The following is a 15,774-nucleotide window of genomic DNA, read 5'->3' as shown; positions in this document are numbered from 1 at the left end:
TGCCAGGGCGCTTCCCTCATGGAGAGGGCCTGGCGCCCGCTGCTGCGGTGGGGCGTTGAGGGCCTGGCGAGGGGGTATCCAATGCACGGCGGACAACGCACAATGCCGCAGCTTGCTCCTCATTCAATAGCTACCAGCGCTTGTCTGCAAAGGCCTTTTGCCGGTTTTCATTCAATTCTTCAGGCAGGCTGGCGGGTGGCTGCGCGGCAGCCATGCGTTCCTGGCGTTCCTTGGCCAGTTGCTCCACCAGTTGCTGGCGGCCCTGGCGGGCCACGGCGATCATGGCCTCGCGGTCATGGTGGTGCTGGTACATGCGCTCGGCCAGTGCGGTGTTGTGCGCCGTGAAGCGCTCGGCAAAGGCCTGCGCCTCGGCCGCCTCCTGGCCCAGCAGCTCCAGCACCGTGCGTGCGCTGGCGACGCTGGCGGGAAACAGCTCGCGCTCAATGTGCTGCACGCCCAGGTCGCGCAGGGCGTGCCAGTGCGTCACGTCGCGCGCCCGGGCGACGATCGTGAGATGCGGGAAATGCTGGCGCGCGGCCTGCACGATCCTGAGCGACTGCTCGGGTGCATCCACTGCCACCACCAGTACGCGCGCGCTGCCGGCGCCAGCCAGACGCAGCAGCGGCACGCGTGTGGCATCGCCATAGAACACGCGGTAGCCGAAGGTGTGTGCCACCTCCAGCATCTCCACGCTGTGGTCGAGCACTGTCGCCGGCACGCCCTGCGCCAATACCATGCGCGCGACGATTTGCCCATAGCGGCCAAAGCCGGCAATGATGACCGGCGCGTCCTGCGGCTCGTGCAGGCTGCGCCCGCCTTGCGCGGCGTCGCTGCCGGGCTCTTGGGCCAAGCGGGCGTGGCGCGGCAGCAGCCAGCGATCAAGCAGCACCAGCACCAGCGGGCCGAGCAGCATGGACAGTGCCACCGCGCCTATCAGCAGCGACGCCGCCTCGGCCTGGATGGCGCCAAAGCTGGCGCCAGTCTGGAAGACTACGAAGGCGAACTCGCCGCCTTGCGCCAGCAGCAGCGTGAACACCGGGCGCTCCCGGTAGGGCATGGCGCTGGCGCGCGCCAGCAGCCAGATGACCAGCGCCTTGATGGCCAGAAAGCCCCCCAGCAGCGCCAGCATCGTCCAGGGCGCTCGCGCCAGCACGCCGAAGTCGATGCTCATGCCCACGGCGATGAAGAACAGGCCCAGCAGCAGGCCCTTGAAGGGCTCGATGTCGGTCTCCAGCTCGCGCCGGTACTCGCTGTCGGCCAGCAGCACGCCGGCCAGAAAGGCGCCCAGCGCCATCGACAGGCCCACCGACAGCATCAGCATGGCGATGCCCACCACCAGAAACAGCGATGCGGCGGTGAAGATTTCCGGCTGCTTGCTGCGTGCGATCCAGCGCAGCACCGGGCGCAGCAGCCAGCGCCCGCCCAGCACGATGGCGCCGACCACGGCGGCGATGCGCAGCGCCTCCAAGCCTAGCTCGCGCGCGCTGTGCGGCTGCGCGGCGCTGGCCACTGCACCCAGCAGCGGCAGCAGCGCCAGGATGGGAATTGCCGCCACGTCCTGGAACAGCAGGATGGAAAAGGCCTTTTGCCCGCTGTCCGAGCGCAGCAGGTTGCGTTCGCCCAGCACCTGCAGCGCGATCGCCGTGGACGACAGCGCCAGGCCCAGCGCACCCACCAGCGCCACGCGCCAGGGCAGGCCGAGCAGCCAGGCGGCCAGCCACAGCAGCAGCGCGCAGCCAGCCATCTGTGCCGTGCCCAGACCCAGGATGGGGCGGCGCAGGCTCCACAGGCGCTGCGGCTGCAGCTCCAGGCCGACCAGGAACAGCATCAGCACCACGCCAAACTCGGCAAAGTGCAAGATGTCCTGCACGTTGCGCACCAGGCCCAGGCCCCAGGGGCCGATGGCGATGCCGGCAGCCAGGTAGCCGATGATGGCGCCCAGGCCCAGCGCGCGGGCAATGGGCACGGCAATCACCGCAGCGGCCAGGTAGGTGAAGCCGTAGGAGAGCCAGACGGGGGCTTGGGCCATGCGTGCGGGGAGTGATCGGGAGCAGGGGAGCGCGGAAATTGTGGCACTGGCGCCAGCAATGCCGGTATTGCCTGCTCGACATGCTCCTTGGATAATAGCTGCCAGCGCTTGCCTGGTAAGGGTTTGCGGTGCATTTTATGTGTAACGACAGTACTGCCCAGCCCGGGCGTGCAGCGCCGCCGCTCGCCGCTCGATAATGCAGGCCGCTACGCCTTGTGGCGGGCGTGGCTTTTTCTGGCACGACTTGGAGAGCCTGTGCGCGATGTGGGGAGTCTGCGTTGTGCGCCCGGCGCCCAGCCGTTCGCAGGGGCGCACAGGGCTGCTCCCTGCAATGCCTTGAAAAGGCGGCCAGGATCGTGAACACGTTTTGAGACCCTTTGCATGGATTGGCATACCTGGTTGGCATTTTTCGCGGCGTCGTGGGTGATTGCCATCTCGCCGGGCTCGGGCGCAGTGCTGTCCATGAGCCACGGCCTGTCGTATGGCGTGCGCGGCGCCGGGGTGACCATCCTGGGGCTGGAGCTGGGTCTGCTGTTCATCCTGGTCGTGGCTGGCGCGGGCGTGGGCTCGCTGCTGGTGGCCTCGGAGCTGGCCTTCAGCGTGGTCAAGGTGCTGGGCGCGTGCTATCTGATCTGGCTGGGCTGGTGCCAGTGGCGCGCCGGTTCGGCAGGCACTCTGGGCGGAGAGCTGACCGCTGCGCCCATGAGCCGGCGCCGGCGTCTGCTGACCGGCGCGCTGACCAATGCCACCAACCCCAAGGGCATTCTGTTCATGGTGGCGGTGCTGCCGCAGTTCATGAGCGAGGCGCGTCCGCTGTGGCAGCAGCTGGCAGTCATGGCGGCGACGCTGCTCGGCGTCGATCTGCTGGTCATGAACGGCTACGCCGCCGGCGCCAGCGTGCTGCGGCGCTGGATGCAAAGCAGCGGTGCCATGCGTGCGCAAAACCGCATCTTCGGCGCGCTGCTGATGGCTGTGGGTGCGGGGCTGTTCTTTGTCAGGCGTGGCGGGCAGGGCGCTTGAGACCGCCGGCAGTCACCGACTGGACAGGCGCACACAAGGCCGCTGGCTACAGTGGCCGGCCATGAAAAAGACCTTTCGCAACCATTCGGACATCGTGGCCAGCATCGGCCAGGAAGTTGCCGTGACCGACTGGGTGGAGATCACCCAGGAGCGCATCGACCTGTTCGCCCGCGCCACAGGCGACCACCAGTGGATCCACGTCGATCCCGAGCGTGCCGCCCAGGGGCCGTTCGGCACCACCATCGCGCATGGCTTTCTCACGCTGTCGCTGATGGCGCAATTCATGGGCGAGGCCTACGAGATCGAGGATTCGCAAATGGGTGTCAACTACGGCCTGAACAAGGTGCGATTTCCGGCCCCGGTGCCGGTGGGCAGCCGGCTGCGCGCCCGTATGAAGCTGCTGGCCACCGAGCCGGTGGCGCCCAATGGTCTGCAGATGACCTGGGAAGTGACGCTGGAGCGCGAAGGCAGCGACAAACCGGTGTGCGTGGCCGAATCGCTGGTGCGCAGCTACGGCGCTGCCGTCTGAGGCACCACGCCGGGGCGCGCGGCGGTCAGCAAGAAGCTGTTTTGCCGCCAGGCCTCATAGACCGTGATGGCCACGGCGTTGGACAGGTTCAGGCTGCGCTGCGCCGGCTGCATGGGCAGGCGCAGGCGCTGCGCGGGCGGGAAAGTCTCGCGCAGCACAGGTGGCAGGCCGCGCGACTCGGCGCCGAAGACCAGCCAGTCGCCGGGCGCAAAGCCCGTGTCATAAACCGAGCGCTCGCCATGCGTGGTCAGGGCGAACATGCGCGACGGATCGGGCTCCAGGGCGCGTAGCAGGGCCGTCCAGCCCACGTGGCGGCGCACGTCGGCCCACTCGTGGTAGTCCAGGCCGGCGCGGCGCAGGAGCGCATCCTCCATGGAAAAGCCCAGCGGCTCGACCAGGTGCAGGGTGCAGCCGGTGTTGGCGGCCAGCCGGATCACGTTGCCGGTGTTGGGCGGTATCTCCGGCTCGACGAGGACGATGTTGAACATGGGCGCCATTGTCGGCGCGAACCGCGACCGCGCACCCGCCGCGCGGGCGACAAACCTGCTGCCCAGCAGGTTTCGGTTGTCAGGAATCGTTTCGCGCCGGCGTGCGCGCCAGCACCAGGGCCGCAATGTGCGCCGCACCGGCAGCGCGCAGCACCAGCGCTGCAGCGTGCAGCGTGGCGCCGGTGGTCATGACGTCATCGACCAGCAGGACGCGCCGGCCGGCCACGGCCTGCGCCGCCAGAGGCTCCAATGCAAAGGCGCCGCGCAGATTGCGCAGGCGCTGGGCGCGCGCCAGGCCGCTTTGCGCCGCCGTGTCCTGCAGCCGCAGCAGCAGATCGGCGCGCAGGCGCGCTCCGGCGCCCAGGTGGCGCGCCAATTGCAGCACCTGGTTGTAGCCGCGCTGGCGCAGGCGCTGGCGCGACAGCGGGATGGGCAGCACCCAGTCGGCCTGCCCGATGGCGTCTGATGCGCCGGGCGCGGCCCGCATCAGGCCGGCCAGCGTGCCGGCCCAGCCGGGCTGGGCGCGGAACTTGAACCGGCCCACGATGCCCGCCCAGGGCCAGCCATAGTCCACGGCTGCGATGCAGCCATCGAGCGGCGGAGGCTGGGTCAGGCAGGCGCCGCATTGCGCCACCGCGTCCGGCAGCGCACAGGCGCAGGTCAAGCAGCGCCGGCGGGCCGTGGCAAGACTGGCGAGACAGGCTGCGCACAGGGGCTGCGCCGGCCAGGCGTGGCACAGCGCGCACTGGCCGGGCACGAGCGTATCCAGCTGGCCCAACTGGCTGACCAGGCGGTGCCAGAGGGCGCCATATCCATGCGGGCGGAGGGTGGACATGGCTTCAATATACTGATCCGCCGCCTCGCCGACAGGCGCATTTGCCCCAACATGTCCGATCAGCAGCTCCCTCCCATCGACCCCCAGGCCGCCGCCCGCTGGCACGCCGCGCCGGCGCAGGAGTCCCCCTGGTTGCATGAGGAGGTGGCACGGCGGATGCACGAACGCCTGTCGTGGATCGTGCAGCCACCGGCGGCCTGGTGCGACTGGGATCCGCTGCGTGGCGGCATGGAGGGCCATGCCCTGGTGGCACAGCAGTTCGCCCAGGCGCACAGCCAGGTAGCGGAGACCTCATCGGCCCGGAGCCAGGCCCAGGTGCAGGCCCGGCTGGCGCGGCCCTGGTGGAGTCCGGCGCGCTGGACGGGTGCGGCCCCGCGCTTTGGCCTGCCGCCGCAGGGCAGCGTGCAGATGCTGTGGGCCAACATGGCGCTGCACATGATGGCCGACCCGCAGGCGCTGATCCGGCAGTGGCACCGGGCGCTGGCCGTCGATGGCTATCTGATGTTTTCCTGCCTCGGGCCGGACACGCTGCGCGAGCTGCGTGCGCTGTATGCCCGGCAGGGCTGGCTGTCGCCGGCGCATGAGTTCACCGACATGCACGACTGGGGCGACATGCTGATCCATGCCGGCTTTGCCGATCCGGTCATGGACATGGAGCGCATCACGCTCACCTTCGCCACGCCCGAGCGGCTGATCGAGGAGCTGCGCGGCCTCGGGCGCAACCTGCACCCGCAGCGCTTTCCCGCCCTGCGCGGTCGGCGCTGGCGGGCGCAATTGCATGAGTGCCTGGCCACAGACCTGGCCGATGCGCGCCATGACGGCCAACTGGCGCTGACCTTCGAGATCATCTACGGCCACGCCATCAAGCCGGCGCCGCGCGTGCGCGTGGAGGGTGAGAGTGCCGTGTCGCTGCAGGACATGCGCGCCATGCTGCGCAACAAGGTGCCGCGCTGAAAAGCCGTTGCAGATGTTCCCGCCGGTCTGGCGAGGGCGGCATATCGCGGGCGTGTCATTGACTTTGGTCAATGCGAACTACAATAAATCCGCCTGCGTATGAGGGGTCTTTCAGGGGATGGCTGCCGTAGTCCGGCTGGCAGTGTTGCAAAGGCACTGCCGTTGTTCGGGATTTGTAACCTCTTTGCCCTGTATCAATACTGTCCTCAGGAATAACGTGTATTGCCGTGCTGGTCGGACTTGATCATGCTCGACGATCAGGAAGAGCGCAGCCTCGAATCGAAGGGCCGCCCTCTTGCCGCAGGTGGAGACAACAGGCTGCCACGCAAGCAGCCTGGACTGATTGAAGGCCGGGTGCCATGCCTGCAACGGGGCTTACGAGTTCCGCTGCGCGCGCAGCCAGCTGTGGATTGGTCAAACTGCAAGGAAAAGAAGTGAGAACCATGAAGCGCATTTCCAAGAAGCTGGGTTCGTTGCTGCTGGGGGGCTGGGCCTGGATGGCCGTTGCCGCCCATGCAGTGCAGGATCTGCCCGGCGGCCCGGCAGTCAACCAGCTCAACCTGCACCCGCCGGTCACGAAAATAGCCGAGGAGCAGCACTTCCTGCACTGGATGATGCTGATCGTCTGCACGGTGATCTTCATCGGCGTCTTCGGGGTGATGTTCTATTCCATCTGGCACCACCGCAAGTCGCGTGGCGCCCAGGCCGCCAACTTCCACGAATCGGTCACCGTCGAAGTCGCCTGGACGGTCATCCCCTTCATCATCATCATCCTGATGGCCCTGCCGGCCACCAAGGTGCTGGTGGCGCAAAAGGACACTACCAACGCCGACCTGACCATCAAGGCCACCGGCTACCAGTGGAAGTGGGGCTACGACTACATCACCGGTGAGGGCGAGGGCCTGGGCTTTGTCTCCACGCTGGACAGCAGCCACCGCCAGATGTCCGACAGTGGCGATGTCAGCAATGCGCCGGTGGACTATCTGCTCAAGGTGGACAACCCGCTGGTGGTGCCGGTGGGCAAGAAGGTGCGCATCATCACCACGGCCAACGACGTGATCCACTCCTTCATGGTGCCGGCCTTCGGCATCAAGCAGGACGCCATCCCGGGCTTCGTGCGCGATACCTGGTTCCGTGCCGAGAAGGTGGGCGACTACTACGGCCAGTGCGCCGAGCTGTGCGGCAAGGAGCACGCCTACATGCCCATCCACGTCAAGGTGGTTTCGGCGCCCGAGTACACCGCCTGGGTGGGCGAGGAGAAGAAAAAACTCGCCGCCAGGCAAGATGACCCCAACAAGGTCTGGACGCTGGAGGCCTTGCTGCCGCGCGGCGAGAAAGTCTATGCCGCCAACTGCGCCGCCTGCCACCAGGCCAATGGCAAGGGCGCCGGCCCGATCAAGCCGCTCGATGGCTCGCCCGTGGTGCTCGACCAGGATCACGCCAAGCAGATCCACATCGTGCTCAATGGTGCTGCCGGTGGCGCCATGCCGCCGTGGAAACAGCTCGGCGACACCGACCTGGCGGCAGTCATCACCTACACCAAGAATGCCTGGGCCAACAAGACCGGCCAGCTCGTACAGCCCGCCGAGATCCTGGCCCAGCGCGGCAAGTGATCGCGCGCCAGCCAACGCACGGATGAAAAGAGGACTCAAGTCATGAGCGCAGTTCTGGACAACCACGGACACGGCCACGGGCACGACGAGCACCACCACGCCACACCCACCGGCTGGCGGCGCTGGATGTATGCGACCAACCACAAGGACATCGGTACGCTGTACCTGCTGTTTTCCTTCACCATGCTGATGGTGGGCGGCTTGCTGGCTATGCTGATCCGCGCCGAGCTGTTCCAGCCCGGCCTGCAGCTGGTCAACCCGGAGCTGTTCAACCAGCTCACCACCATGCACGGCATCATCATGGTGTTCGGCGCCATCATGCCGGCCTTCGTGGGCTTTGCGAACTGGATGCTGCCGCTGCAGATCGGCGCCTCCGACATGGCGTTTGCACGCATGAACAACTTCAGCTTCTGGCTCCTGATCCCGGCGGCCAGCATGTTGATCGGCTCGTTCTTCATGCCCGGCGGCGCGCCGGCAGCCGGCTGGACGCTGTATGCGCCGCTGACCCTGCAGATGGGGCCGTCCATGGACGTGGCCATCTTTGCCATGCACATCATGGGCGCCAGCTCGATCATGGGCGCCATCAACATCATCGTGACCATCCTGAACATGCGCGCGCCCGGCATGACGCTGATGAAGATGCCCATGTTCTGCTGGACTTGGCTAATCACCGCCTACCTGCTGATCGCCGTGATGCCAGTGCTGGCCGGCGCCATCACCATGACGCTCACGGATCGCCACTTCGGCACCAGCTTCTTCAACGCCGCTGGCGGCGGCGACCCGATCATGTACCAGCACATCTTCTGGTTCTTCGGCCACCCGGAGGTGTACATCATGATCCTGCCGGCCTTCGGCATCGTCAGCCAGGTCGTCCCCGCCTTCAGCAGGAAGCGCCTGTTCGGCTATGCCTCCATGGTCTATGCCGTGGCGGCGATTGCCATCCTGTCCTTCATCGTCTGGGCGCACCACATGTTCACCACCGGTATGCCGGTGACGGGCCAGCTGTTCTTCATGTACGCCACCATGCTGATCTCGGTGCCCACGGCGGTGAAGATATTCAACTGGACGGCCACCATGTGGCGCGGCTCCATGACCTTCGAGGCCCCGATGCTGTGGGCCGTCGGCTTCATCTTCGTGTTCACCATCGGCGGCTTCACCGGCCTGTTCGTGGCCATGGCGCCGCTCGATATCCAGTTGCAGGACACCTACTACGTCGTCGCCCACTTCCACTACGTCCTGGTGGCCGGTTCGCTGTTCGCCATGTTCGCCGGCTACTACTACTGGAGTCCGAAGTGGACTGGCGTGATGTACAGCGAGGCGCGCGGCAGGTTCCACTTTTGGGGCTCGATGATCACCTTCAACATCACCTTCTTCCCCATGCACTTCCTGGGGCTGGCCGGAATGCCGCGCCGCTACGCCGACTACCCCATGCAGTTTGCCGATTTCAACATGATCGCCTCCATCGGTGCCTTCGGCTTCGGCCTGATGCAGGTGTATTTCTTCCTGTTCGTGGTGCTGCCGGCTATGCGCGGGCGCGGCGCCCCGGCGCCGCAACGGCCCTGGGAGGCGGCCGAGGGCCTGGAGTGGGAAGTACCCTCGCCGGCGCCTTTCCACACCTTCGAGGTGCCGCCCAGGCTCGACGCCACCGCCACGCGCGTGATTGGCTGATGGACAGCGCCATGCCTTTGCCCGAAGACAAGAAAAAGGTCAACGTGCGGCTGGCGCTGATCCTGGCGTCCATGGCGCTGGTGTTCCTGCTGGGCTATTTCGTGCGCATGGTCTGGCTGCGCTGAAGAGGAGGCAAGCAATGGGCAGGCGCCAGGAAAACGTCAGGATGGTGGGCAAGCTGGCCGTGGTGACGCTGGGCATGTTTGCCTTCGGCTACATCCTGATTCCCATCTACAAGAGCATCTGCGAGGTCACCGGCATCAACATCCTGACGCTGTCCGAGCGCCTGGTGCCCGGCAACGGCAGCGCTGGCCCCAACGCCCGCATTCCCGGCAATACGCAGATCGACAGGAGCCGCACCATCACCGTCGAGTTCGACGCCAACGCGCGCGGGCCGTGGGACTTCAAGCCGGGGCAGCGCTCCATCCAAGTGCATCCGGGCGAGCTGGCCACGGTGATGTACGAATTCCAGAATGTGCAGGACAGGCGCATGTCGGCGCAGGCCATCCCCAGCTATGCCCCGCGCCAGGCGGCGGCGCACTTCACCAAGCTGGAGTGCTTTTGCTTCAGCCAGTACACCCTGGAGCCGGGCGAGAAGAAACTCTGGCCGGTGGCCTTCGTGATCGATCCACGCCTGTCCAGGGACGTCACCACCATCACCCTGTCCTACACCTTCTTCGAGGTGGGCGGACGCACGCCGGCAGCGCCGCAGTCCACCGCTGCCGCTGCCGGGGCTGCTGGCGGGGGCAGGGCAGGGGCAGACGGTGCATGAAGCCGCCGCACGACACCAGACCACCGCCAGCGCCACCGCGCAAGGCCTCGCTGCTGCGCACGCTGCGCGCCGTGGCCTGGTCGCTGATCGGCCTGCGCGCCGGCGAGGAATACCGGCGCGACCTGCAAAGCATCCAGCCACTGCACATCGTGCTGGTCGGCCTGGTGGCGCTGTTTGCCTTCGTGCTGGGCCTGATCCTGCTGGTGCGCTGGGTCGTCTAGCCAAAGGGGCCGGGTGCAGCGGGGCAACACACAACAGCGGACTGTCCGCACGGAAGTTTGAGACCGAGGAGCTGACATGAGTGCAACCACACCCGGCGCAACGCCGTACTACTACGTCCCTGCGGAGTCGCGGCATCCGATGTTCGCTGCCATCGGGCTGTTCTTCGTCATCCTGGGGGCCAGCCAGTGGATCAACGGCCACCAGTGGGGCAAGTGGACTTTCTGGTTCGGCATCGCCTGGTGGCTGTTCGTGCTGTTCCAGTGGTTCCGCGACGCCGCGCGCGAGAGCGAGCGCGGTCTGTACGGGCGCAAGATCGACCTGTCGTACCGCTGGAGCATGAGCTGGTTCATCTTCTCCGAGGTCATGTTCTTCGGCGCCTTCTTCACGGCGCTGTGGTGGGCGCGCGCGCATTCCGTGCCTGAGCTGGGCAGCCTGGGCAATGGCCTGCTGTGGCCCGGCTTCAAGTCGGTCTGGCCCAGCGTGGCCGCCGGTGTCACGGCTTCGCCCGCCGGCACGGTGGAGCCTTTCCAGACCGTGGGCCCTTTCTGGCTGCCGACCATCAACACGGCGCTGCTGCTGACCTCGGGCGTCACGCTGACCATTGCCCACCACGCCCTGCAGGCCGGCAACCGGGGCCGCACCATCGCCTTCATGTGGGTCACGGTGCTGCTAGGCATCACCTTTCTGTGCGTGCAGGGCTATGAGTACTACCACCTCTACACCGAGCTGAACCTGAAGCTGAGCTCGGGCGTGTTCGGCTCGACCTTCTTCCTGCTCACGGGCTTTCACGGCTTTCACGTCTTCGTCGGCATGTTGATGCTGCTGTTCATCACGCTGCGTCTGCAAAGCGGGCACTTCACTGCCCAGCGCCACTTCGGCTTCGAGGGTGCGGCCTGGTACTGGCACTTCGTGGATGTGGTCTGGCTGGGCCTGTACATCCTGGTCTACTGGATGTAGGCAGGCGCTCGGCCTGATCGGCGTTCGCTATCATAAAAATAGCTGTCAGCGCTTGCTGGGTGCCGCTTCAGGCCAGAAATGGCTTGAAACGGACACTCAGGTGCCGGTCACGCCGGTCAGCCTCGCACAGCCGGTACGCCGGTCGGCTGGATGTAGCCGAGCTTCCAGGCCAGCAGCAGGCAGACGAACAACAGCACCGACAGGCCGACGCGCAGCGCCAGCGAGCGGGCCATGCGACGGCTGCGGTGGCTGTCGTCCTGGCCGGCCCGGTCGCCACGCATCATGAAAAACAGCGCCGAGCCCAGGCTGGCCACAATGCCGAGAAACGCGAGAGCTACGAGGATTTTCATGGATGGTCTGCCTGGTTGGACTGGCCAATCATCGTAGCGACTGCCAGCCTTTCCTTCCGATGCAAGACCATGAGACCCCCGGCAGCCCACGCCCACGCGTGGAGTGGCGCTTCTGGCTGATCACCCTGGCCGCCGTCCTGACCATGGCGCTGACGGCGTCACTGGGCCGCTGGCAACTCGCACGGGCGGCGCACAAGCAGGCGCTGCAGGCCGCGATCGATGAGCGCGCCAGCCGGCATCCGCTGTCCAGCGCGCAGCTGCTGACCGCAAGCAGTGGTGCTGACGACAGCGGGCCGCTGCTGCATCGCCCGGTGCATCTGCAGGGCCGGTGGCTGGCCGAGCACACCCTGTTCCTGGACAACCGGCAGATGTACGGCAGACCGGGCTTTTTCGTGCTGACGCCGCTGCGCCTGGGGCCGCCGGGCGCTGCCGTGGTGCTGGTGCAGCGCGGCTGGGTGCCGCGCGACTTCCAGGAACGCAGCCGCCTGCCGGACATCGCCACCCCGGCAGGGCCGGTGCAGCTTGATGGGCGGCTGGCTGGTTCTCCGGCGCGCCTGTACGAGTTCGCCGCCACCACTGCTGATCCTCCGGGGCCTTCGCGCATCCGGCAGAATCTGGACGTTGTGGCCTTTGCCGCCGAAACTGGCTTGCCGCTGCTGCCACTGACCGTGGTGCAGACGGGCAGCAGCGAAGGCGGTGCAGGCCTGGCGCGTGACTGGCCCGCCGTGGACAACGGCGTGAGCAAGCACTACGGCTACGCTTTTCAATGGTTCGGGCTGTGCGCCCTGGTGGCAATCCTGTATGTCTGGTTCCAACTCATCCGACGCTTCGCTCGCCCCAGGCCTTGAGCGTCCCGGTGTCCCGGCGGCAGTGGCCAGCATGACGGATGAGCCGCTGTCCCTGACGGTACACAACCTGCCGCCCGCAGGCGATGCGCTGGCGGCGCTGCAGCGCTCGCGCCGGGGCCGCTGGCAGATGCTGGGCCTGCTGCTGGTGGCAGCCGCGCCGGTGCTGGCCTCCTACTTCACCTACTACGTGATCCGGCCCGAGGGCCGGCGCAATTTTGGCGAGTTGATCGAGCCGCAGCGCCACCTGCCCGAGGCCATGCTTGCCCTGGCGCCCGACGGCAGCACGCAACCGCTGGAGCAGCTGCGCGGGCAGTGGCTGCTGCTCAGTACTTCCGGCGCTGCCTGTGGCGAGGTCTGCCGCAGCAACCTGTACCTGCAGCGCCAGCTGCGCGAGAGCATGGGCCGCGAGAAAGACCGCATGGACTGGGTCTGGCTGGTCACCGACGATGGGCCGCTGCCTGCCGACATCGCCCCGGCGCTGGCGCAGGCCACGGTGCTGCGCGTGGCGCCGCAGCAGCTGCAACAGTGGCTGGCCCCCGCTGTCGGCCACACGCTGGAGGAGCATCTGTACCTGGTCGATCCGATGGGCAACTGGATGATGCGCTTTCCGGCGCGGCTGGATCGGGCCGGCGCCGCGCAGGCCAAGCGCGATCTGGAACGGCTGCTGCGCGCGTCCTCTTCCTGGGACAAGCCTGGCCGTGGGCAGGAGCCGCACTGATGCCCACCGATGCGCAAGCCCTGTACGACCTGGCGCCGGTGCTGGAACTGATGGCGCTGGGCCTGGCCATCGCCGGGCTGCCGCTGGCCTGGGTCTGGCGCAAGAGCCGGGGCCGCACGCCGGCGGCGCGTCTGCAGGCGCTGGCCGTGCTGACGCTGTTCCTGACCTTCGACCTGGTGCTGTTCGGTGCCTTCACGCGCCTGACCGACTCCGGCCTGGGCTGCCCGGACTGGCCCGGCTGCTACGGCAGCGCCAGCCCGGTGGGCGCGCGTGCCGAGATCGCCGCCGCGCAAGCCGCCATGCCCACCGGCCCGGTCACGCACGGCAAGGCCTGGGTGGAGATGATCCACCGCTACCTGGCCAGCGCCGTGGGTGTGCTCATCATCGCCCTGACGCTGCTGGCCTGGCGCGAGCGGGCGCGCCTGAAGGCCAGCGCTGCCGGGCCGGAGCCCTCGCTCAATCCCTGGTGGCCGTTTGCCACCCTGGTCTGGGTTTGCCTGCAAGGGGCGTTCGGCGCACTGACGGTGACCATGAAACTGTTTCCGGCCATCGTCACCCTGCACCTGCTGGGCGGCGTGGTGCTGCTGGCGCTGCTGTGCGTCCAGGCCGTGCGACTGACGCGGATCGTGCGTGCGCAGGCTGCCGTGCCGGTGTCCAGCGGCCTGAGGCTGGCCCTGCTGATAGTGGCCGCCCTGGTAGTGCTGCAGGTGCTGCTGGGCGGCTGGGTCAGCACCAACTACGCCGTGCTGGCCTGCACCACGTTTCCGCAATGCCAGGGTTCGTGGTGGCCGGATATGGCCTTTGCCGAAGGCTTCACGCTGTGGCGCCCGCTGGGCCTGCGGGCCGATGGCGGCCACATCGGCTTTGCCGCCCTCACCGCCATCCATTACGTGCATCGGCTGGTGGCCTACGGCGTGTTGACGGCGCTGCTGGCGCTGGCCTGGGCGCTGCGCTGCGCCGGGGTGCTGCAGGTGCAGGCGCGCTGGCTGCTGGGGCTGGCGCTGGCGCAATTGCTGACCGGGCTGTCCAACGTGGTGCTGGACTGGCCGCTGGCCGCTGCCGTGCTGCACACTGGCGGCGCCGCCGCCCTGGTGGTGGTGCTGACCTGGGCGCTGGCCGCCAGTCGCGCTGCCGGGCTGGCGGCTGCCGATGTGCCGCACCTTTCTGCCAAGCGAGTTTCCGCATGAGTGCCGCTCCCGCCCCTGCTCCCGCCCCCGTGCCGCCAGCGCCTGCCGGCGCCGCCCGACCAGCGGGTGCGCTGCCCTCGCGGCTGGCGCAGTTCTATGCACTGACCAAGCCGCGCGTGGTGCAGCTCATCGTGTTCTGTGCCTTCATCGGCATGGTGCTGGCCGTGCCGGGCCTGCCCAGTGCGCGCCAGTGGCTGGAGATGGCCATCGCCAGCGCCGGCATCTGGCTGGTGGCCGGCGCGGCAGCAGCCTTCAACTGCCTGGTCGAGCGCGGCATTGATGCGCGCATGAAGCGCACCGCCTGGCGGCCCACGGCGCGCGGCGAACTGTCGGGTGGCCAGGCGCTGGCGTTCTCGGCGCTGCTGTGCGCTGCCGGCTCGGCGCTGCTGTACGTGCTGGTCAACCCGATGACCATGTGGCTGACCTTTGCCACCTTCGTCGGCTACGCCGTGATCTACACCGTGATCCTGAAGCCCCTGACGCCGCAGAACATCGTGATCGGCGGGGCGTCGGGCGCCATGCCGCCGGTGCTGGGCTGGGCCGCCATGACCGGCGAGGTCGGCCCCGAGGCGCTGATCCTGTTTCTGATCATCTTTCTGTGGACGCCGCCGCACTTCTGGGCGCTGGCGCTGTACCGCGTCGAGGACTACCGCAAGTCCGGCCTGCCCATGCTGCCCGTGACGCATGGCAACGAGTTCACCCGGCTGCAGGTCTTTTTGTACACCCTGATCCTGTTCGCCGGCTGCCTGATGCCGTTTATCTATGGCATGAGCTCCTGGATCTACCTGGCTGCTGCCGTGCTGCTGAGCCTGGGTTTTTGCGCCTATGGTTTTGCGCTGTGGCGCCACTACTCGGATCAACTGGCGCGCAAGACCTTTCGCTTTTCCCTGATCCACCTGAGCGCACTGTTCGCCGCCCTGCTGGTGGATCACTATGTCCTGTGATGCTGAACCCGAACCTGAACCCGAACCGTCGTCGCGCTCTTGAAAAGATAGCTGCCAGCGCTTGTCTGGCAAGCCTTGGAGCCGTTTTTCTTGCTGGATGTGGGCCTGCTGCGGCTAAATTCCAGGGTGTGGATGTGACCGGTGCCGACTATGGCCGCGACCTGCCCCTGCCCGACCAGGATGGCCGGCAGCGCACGCTCTCGGACTTTGCCGGCAAGGTCGTCGTGGCCTTCTTCGGCTATACCCAGTGCCCGGACGTGTGTCCCACGGCCATGAGCGAACTGGCCGAGGTCAAGCGCTCGCTGGGCGCCGACAGCGAGCGCGTGCAGGGCGTCTTCGTCACGGTCGATCCCGAGCGCGACACGCCCGAGGTGCTCAAGGCCTACATGGCCAATTTCGACCCCAGCTTCGTGGCTCTGCGCGGCTCGCCCGAACAACTGGCCGCCGTGGCCAAGGACTTCAAGATCTATTACAAGCGCGTCGAGGGCAGCACGCCGACCAGCTACACCATGGATCACTCCGCCGGCACCTACGTCTATGACACGGCCGGGCGGCTGCGCCTGTACCACCGCTACGGCAGCGGCGCGCAGGCGCTGGCATCCGACATCCGCATCCTGCTCGACCAGGCGCGCTGAGGGCG

19 protein-coding genes are annotated in these 15,774 nt (G+C 67.3%); 15 read left to right on the top strand and 4 right to left on the bottom strand.

Annotation, left to right across the window (positions count from 1 at the left end; genetic code table 11):
• Positions 1-130: 130 nt before the first annotated feature.
• Positions 131-2,029, bottom strand: a complete 1,899-nt coding sequence (gene kefC / locus IDM45_RS10495) for a glutathione-regulated potassium-efflux system protein KefC (RefSeq protein ID WP_209422796.1) — start codon at positions 2,027-2,029, stop codon at positions 131-133.
• A gap of 381 nt (positions 2,030-2,410) precedes the next feature.
• On the opposite strand from kefC, the gene IDM45_RS10490 reads away from it, so the two are divergent.
• Both IDM45_RS10490 and IDM45_RS10485 read left to right on the top strand, forming a co-directional pair.
• Positions 2,411-3,049: a LysE family transporter gene (locus IDM45_RS10490; protein WP_209422795.1), complete on the top strand. Its 639-nt coding sequence runs from the start codon at positions 2,411-2,413 to the stop codon at positions 3,047-3,049.
• Between the two features lie 61 nt (positions 3,050-3,110).
• Positions 3,111-3,578, top strand: a complete 468-nt coding sequence (locus tag IDM45_RS10485) for a MaoC family dehydratase (RefSeq protein WP_209422794.1) — start codon at positions 3,111-3,113, stop codon at positions 3,576-3,578.
• Here the strand turns inward: IDM45_RS10485 and IDM45_RS10480 are convergent.
• On the bottom strand, positions 3,560-4,066 hold the full coding sequence (locus tag IDM45_RS10480; protein WP_209422793.1) for a tRNA (cytidine(34)-2'-O)-methyltransferase: 507 nt from the start codon (positions 4,064-4,066) through the stop codon (positions 3,560-3,562). The genes IDM45_RS10485 and IDM45_RS10480 overlap by 19 nt on opposite strands.
• Positions 4,067-4,145: 79 nt before the next feature.
• A complete protein-coding gene (locus IDM45_RS10475) occupies positions 4,146-4,901 on the bottom strand; it encodes a ComF family protein (RefSeq protein WP_209422792.1) in 756 nt (251 codons plus the stop codon).
• A gap of 51 nt (positions 4,902-4,952) precedes the next feature.
• On the opposite strand from IDM45_RS10475, the gene IDM45_RS10470 reads away from it, so the two are divergent.
• The 8 genes from IDM45_RS10470 (at position 4,953) to IDM45_RS10435 (ending at position 11,087) form a co-directional block, all read left to right on the top strand.
• Positions 4,953-5,855 carry a methyltransferase domain-containing protein gene (locus tag IDM45_RS10470; protein WP_209422791.1) on the top strand — a complete coding sequence of 301 codons (903 nt, stop codon included), beginning with the start codon at positions 4,953-4,955 and terminating at the stop codon, positions 5,853-5,855.
• Between the two features lie 246 nt (positions 5,856-6,101).
• A complete protein-coding gene (locus tag IDM45_RS10465) occupies positions 6,102-6,293 on the top strand; it encodes a hypothetical protein (RefSeq protein WP_209422790.1) in 192 nt (63 codons plus the stop codon).
• A gap of 5 nt (positions 6,294-6,298) precedes the next feature.
• On the top strand, positions 6,299-7,468 hold the full coding sequence (gene coxB / locus IDM45_RS10460; RefSeq protein WP_209422789.1) for a cytochrome c oxidase subunit II: 1,170 nt from the start codon (positions 6,299-6,301) through the stop codon (positions 7,466-7,468).
• A gap of 42 nt (positions 7,469-7,510) precedes the next feature.
• Positions 7,511-9,136: a cytochrome c oxidase subunit I gene (gene ctaD, locus IDM45_RS10455; protein WP_209422788.1), complete on the top strand. Its 1,626-nt coding sequence runs from the start codon at positions 7,511-7,513 to the stop codon at positions 9,134-9,136.
• Between the two features lie 11 nt (positions 9,137-9,147).
• Positions 9,148-9,261: a cytochrome oxidase small assembly protein gene (locus tag IDM45_RS10450; RefSeq protein ID WP_209422787.1), complete on the top strand. Its 114-nt coding sequence runs from the start codon at positions 9,148-9,150 to the stop codon at positions 9,259-9,261.
• A 14-nt stretch (positions 9,262-9,275) separates the two neighbouring features.
• Positions 9,276-9,908, top strand: a complete 633-nt coding sequence (locus IDM45_RS10445) for a cytochrome c oxidase assembly protein (RefSeq protein WP_209422786.1) — start codon at positions 9,276-9,278, stop codon at positions 9,906-9,908.
• Complete coding sequence (locus IDM45_RS10440; protein ID WP_209422785.1) at positions 9,905-10,129, top strand: DUF2970 domain-containing protein; 225 nt, start codon at positions 9,905-9,907, stop codon at positions 10,127-10,129. The genes IDM45_RS10445 and IDM45_RS10440 overlap by 4 nt, the downstream gene beginning before the upstream one ends.
• 76 nt (positions 10,130-10,205) lie before the next feature.
• Positions 10,206-11,087, top strand: coding sequence for a cytochrome c oxidase subunit 3 (locus IDM45_RS10435; RefSeq protein WP_209422784.1), 882 nt, complete (start codon positions 10,206-10,208; stop codon positions 11,085-11,087).
• A 116-nt stretch (positions 11,088-11,203) separates the two neighbouring features.
• Here IDM45_RS10435 and IDM45_RS10430 read toward each other — a convergent pair whose 3' ends face one another.
• Entirely contained in the window at positions 11,204-11,437 is a 234-nt protein-coding gene (locus IDM45_RS10430) for a twin transmembrane helix small protein (RefSeq protein WP_209422783.1), read from the bottom strand.
• A 59-nt stretch (positions 11,438-11,496) separates the two neighbouring features.
• On the opposite strand from IDM45_RS10430, the gene IDM45_RS10425 reads away from it, so the two are divergent.
• From IDM45_RS10425 to IDM45_RS10405, 5 genes are read left to right on the top strand one after another with little or no spacing between them, the layout of a single operon-like run.
• On the top strand, positions 11,497-12,285 hold the full coding sequence (locus IDM45_RS10425; protein ID WP_209422782.1) for an SURF1 family protein: 789 nt from the start codon (positions 11,497-11,499) through the stop codon (positions 12,283-12,285).
• On the top strand, positions 12,239-13,003 hold the full coding sequence (locus IDM45_RS10420; RefSeq protein WP_209422781.1) for a hypothetical protein: 765 nt from the start codon (positions 12,239-12,241) through the stop codon (positions 13,001-13,003). Before IDM45_RS10425 ends, IDM45_RS10420 begins: the two co-directional genes overlap by 47 nt.
• Positions 13,003-14,190 carry a COX15/CtaA family protein gene (locus tag IDM45_RS10415; RefSeq protein WP_209422780.1) on the top strand — a complete coding sequence of 396 codons (1,188 nt, stop codon included), beginning with the start codon at positions 13,003-13,005 and terminating at the stop codon, positions 14,188-14,190. The genes IDM45_RS10420 and IDM45_RS10415 overlap by 1 nt, the downstream gene beginning before the upstream one ends.
• The gene (cyoE, locus tag IDM45_RS10410; protein ID WP_209422779.1) at positions 14,187-15,134 is read left to right on the top strand and encodes a heme o synthase; all 948 of its coding nucleotides are present in this window, start codon (positions 14,187-14,189) and stop codon (positions 15,132-15,134) included. The genes IDM45_RS10415 and cyoE overlap by 4 nt, the downstream gene beginning before the upstream one ends.
• Complete coding sequence (locus tag IDM45_RS10405) at positions 15,134-15,769, top strand: SCO family protein (protein WP_209422778.1); 636 nt, start codon at positions 15,134-15,136, stop codon at positions 15,767-15,769. Before cyoE ends, IDM45_RS10405 begins: the two co-directional genes overlap by 1 nt.
• The last annotated feature ends 5 nt before the right edge of the window (positions 15,770-15,774 follow it).

Origin of the sequence: Melaminivora jejuensis (genome assembly GCF_017811175.1) — a bacterium.
Taxonomy (GTDB): Bacteria; Pseudomonadota; Gammaproteobacteria; order Burkholderiales; family Burkholderiaceae_C; genus Melaminivora; species Melaminivora jejuensis.
The sequence above is the reverse complement of the archived record's forward strand: the minus strand, read 5'-3'. Positions and strand labels throughout refer to the sequence as shown.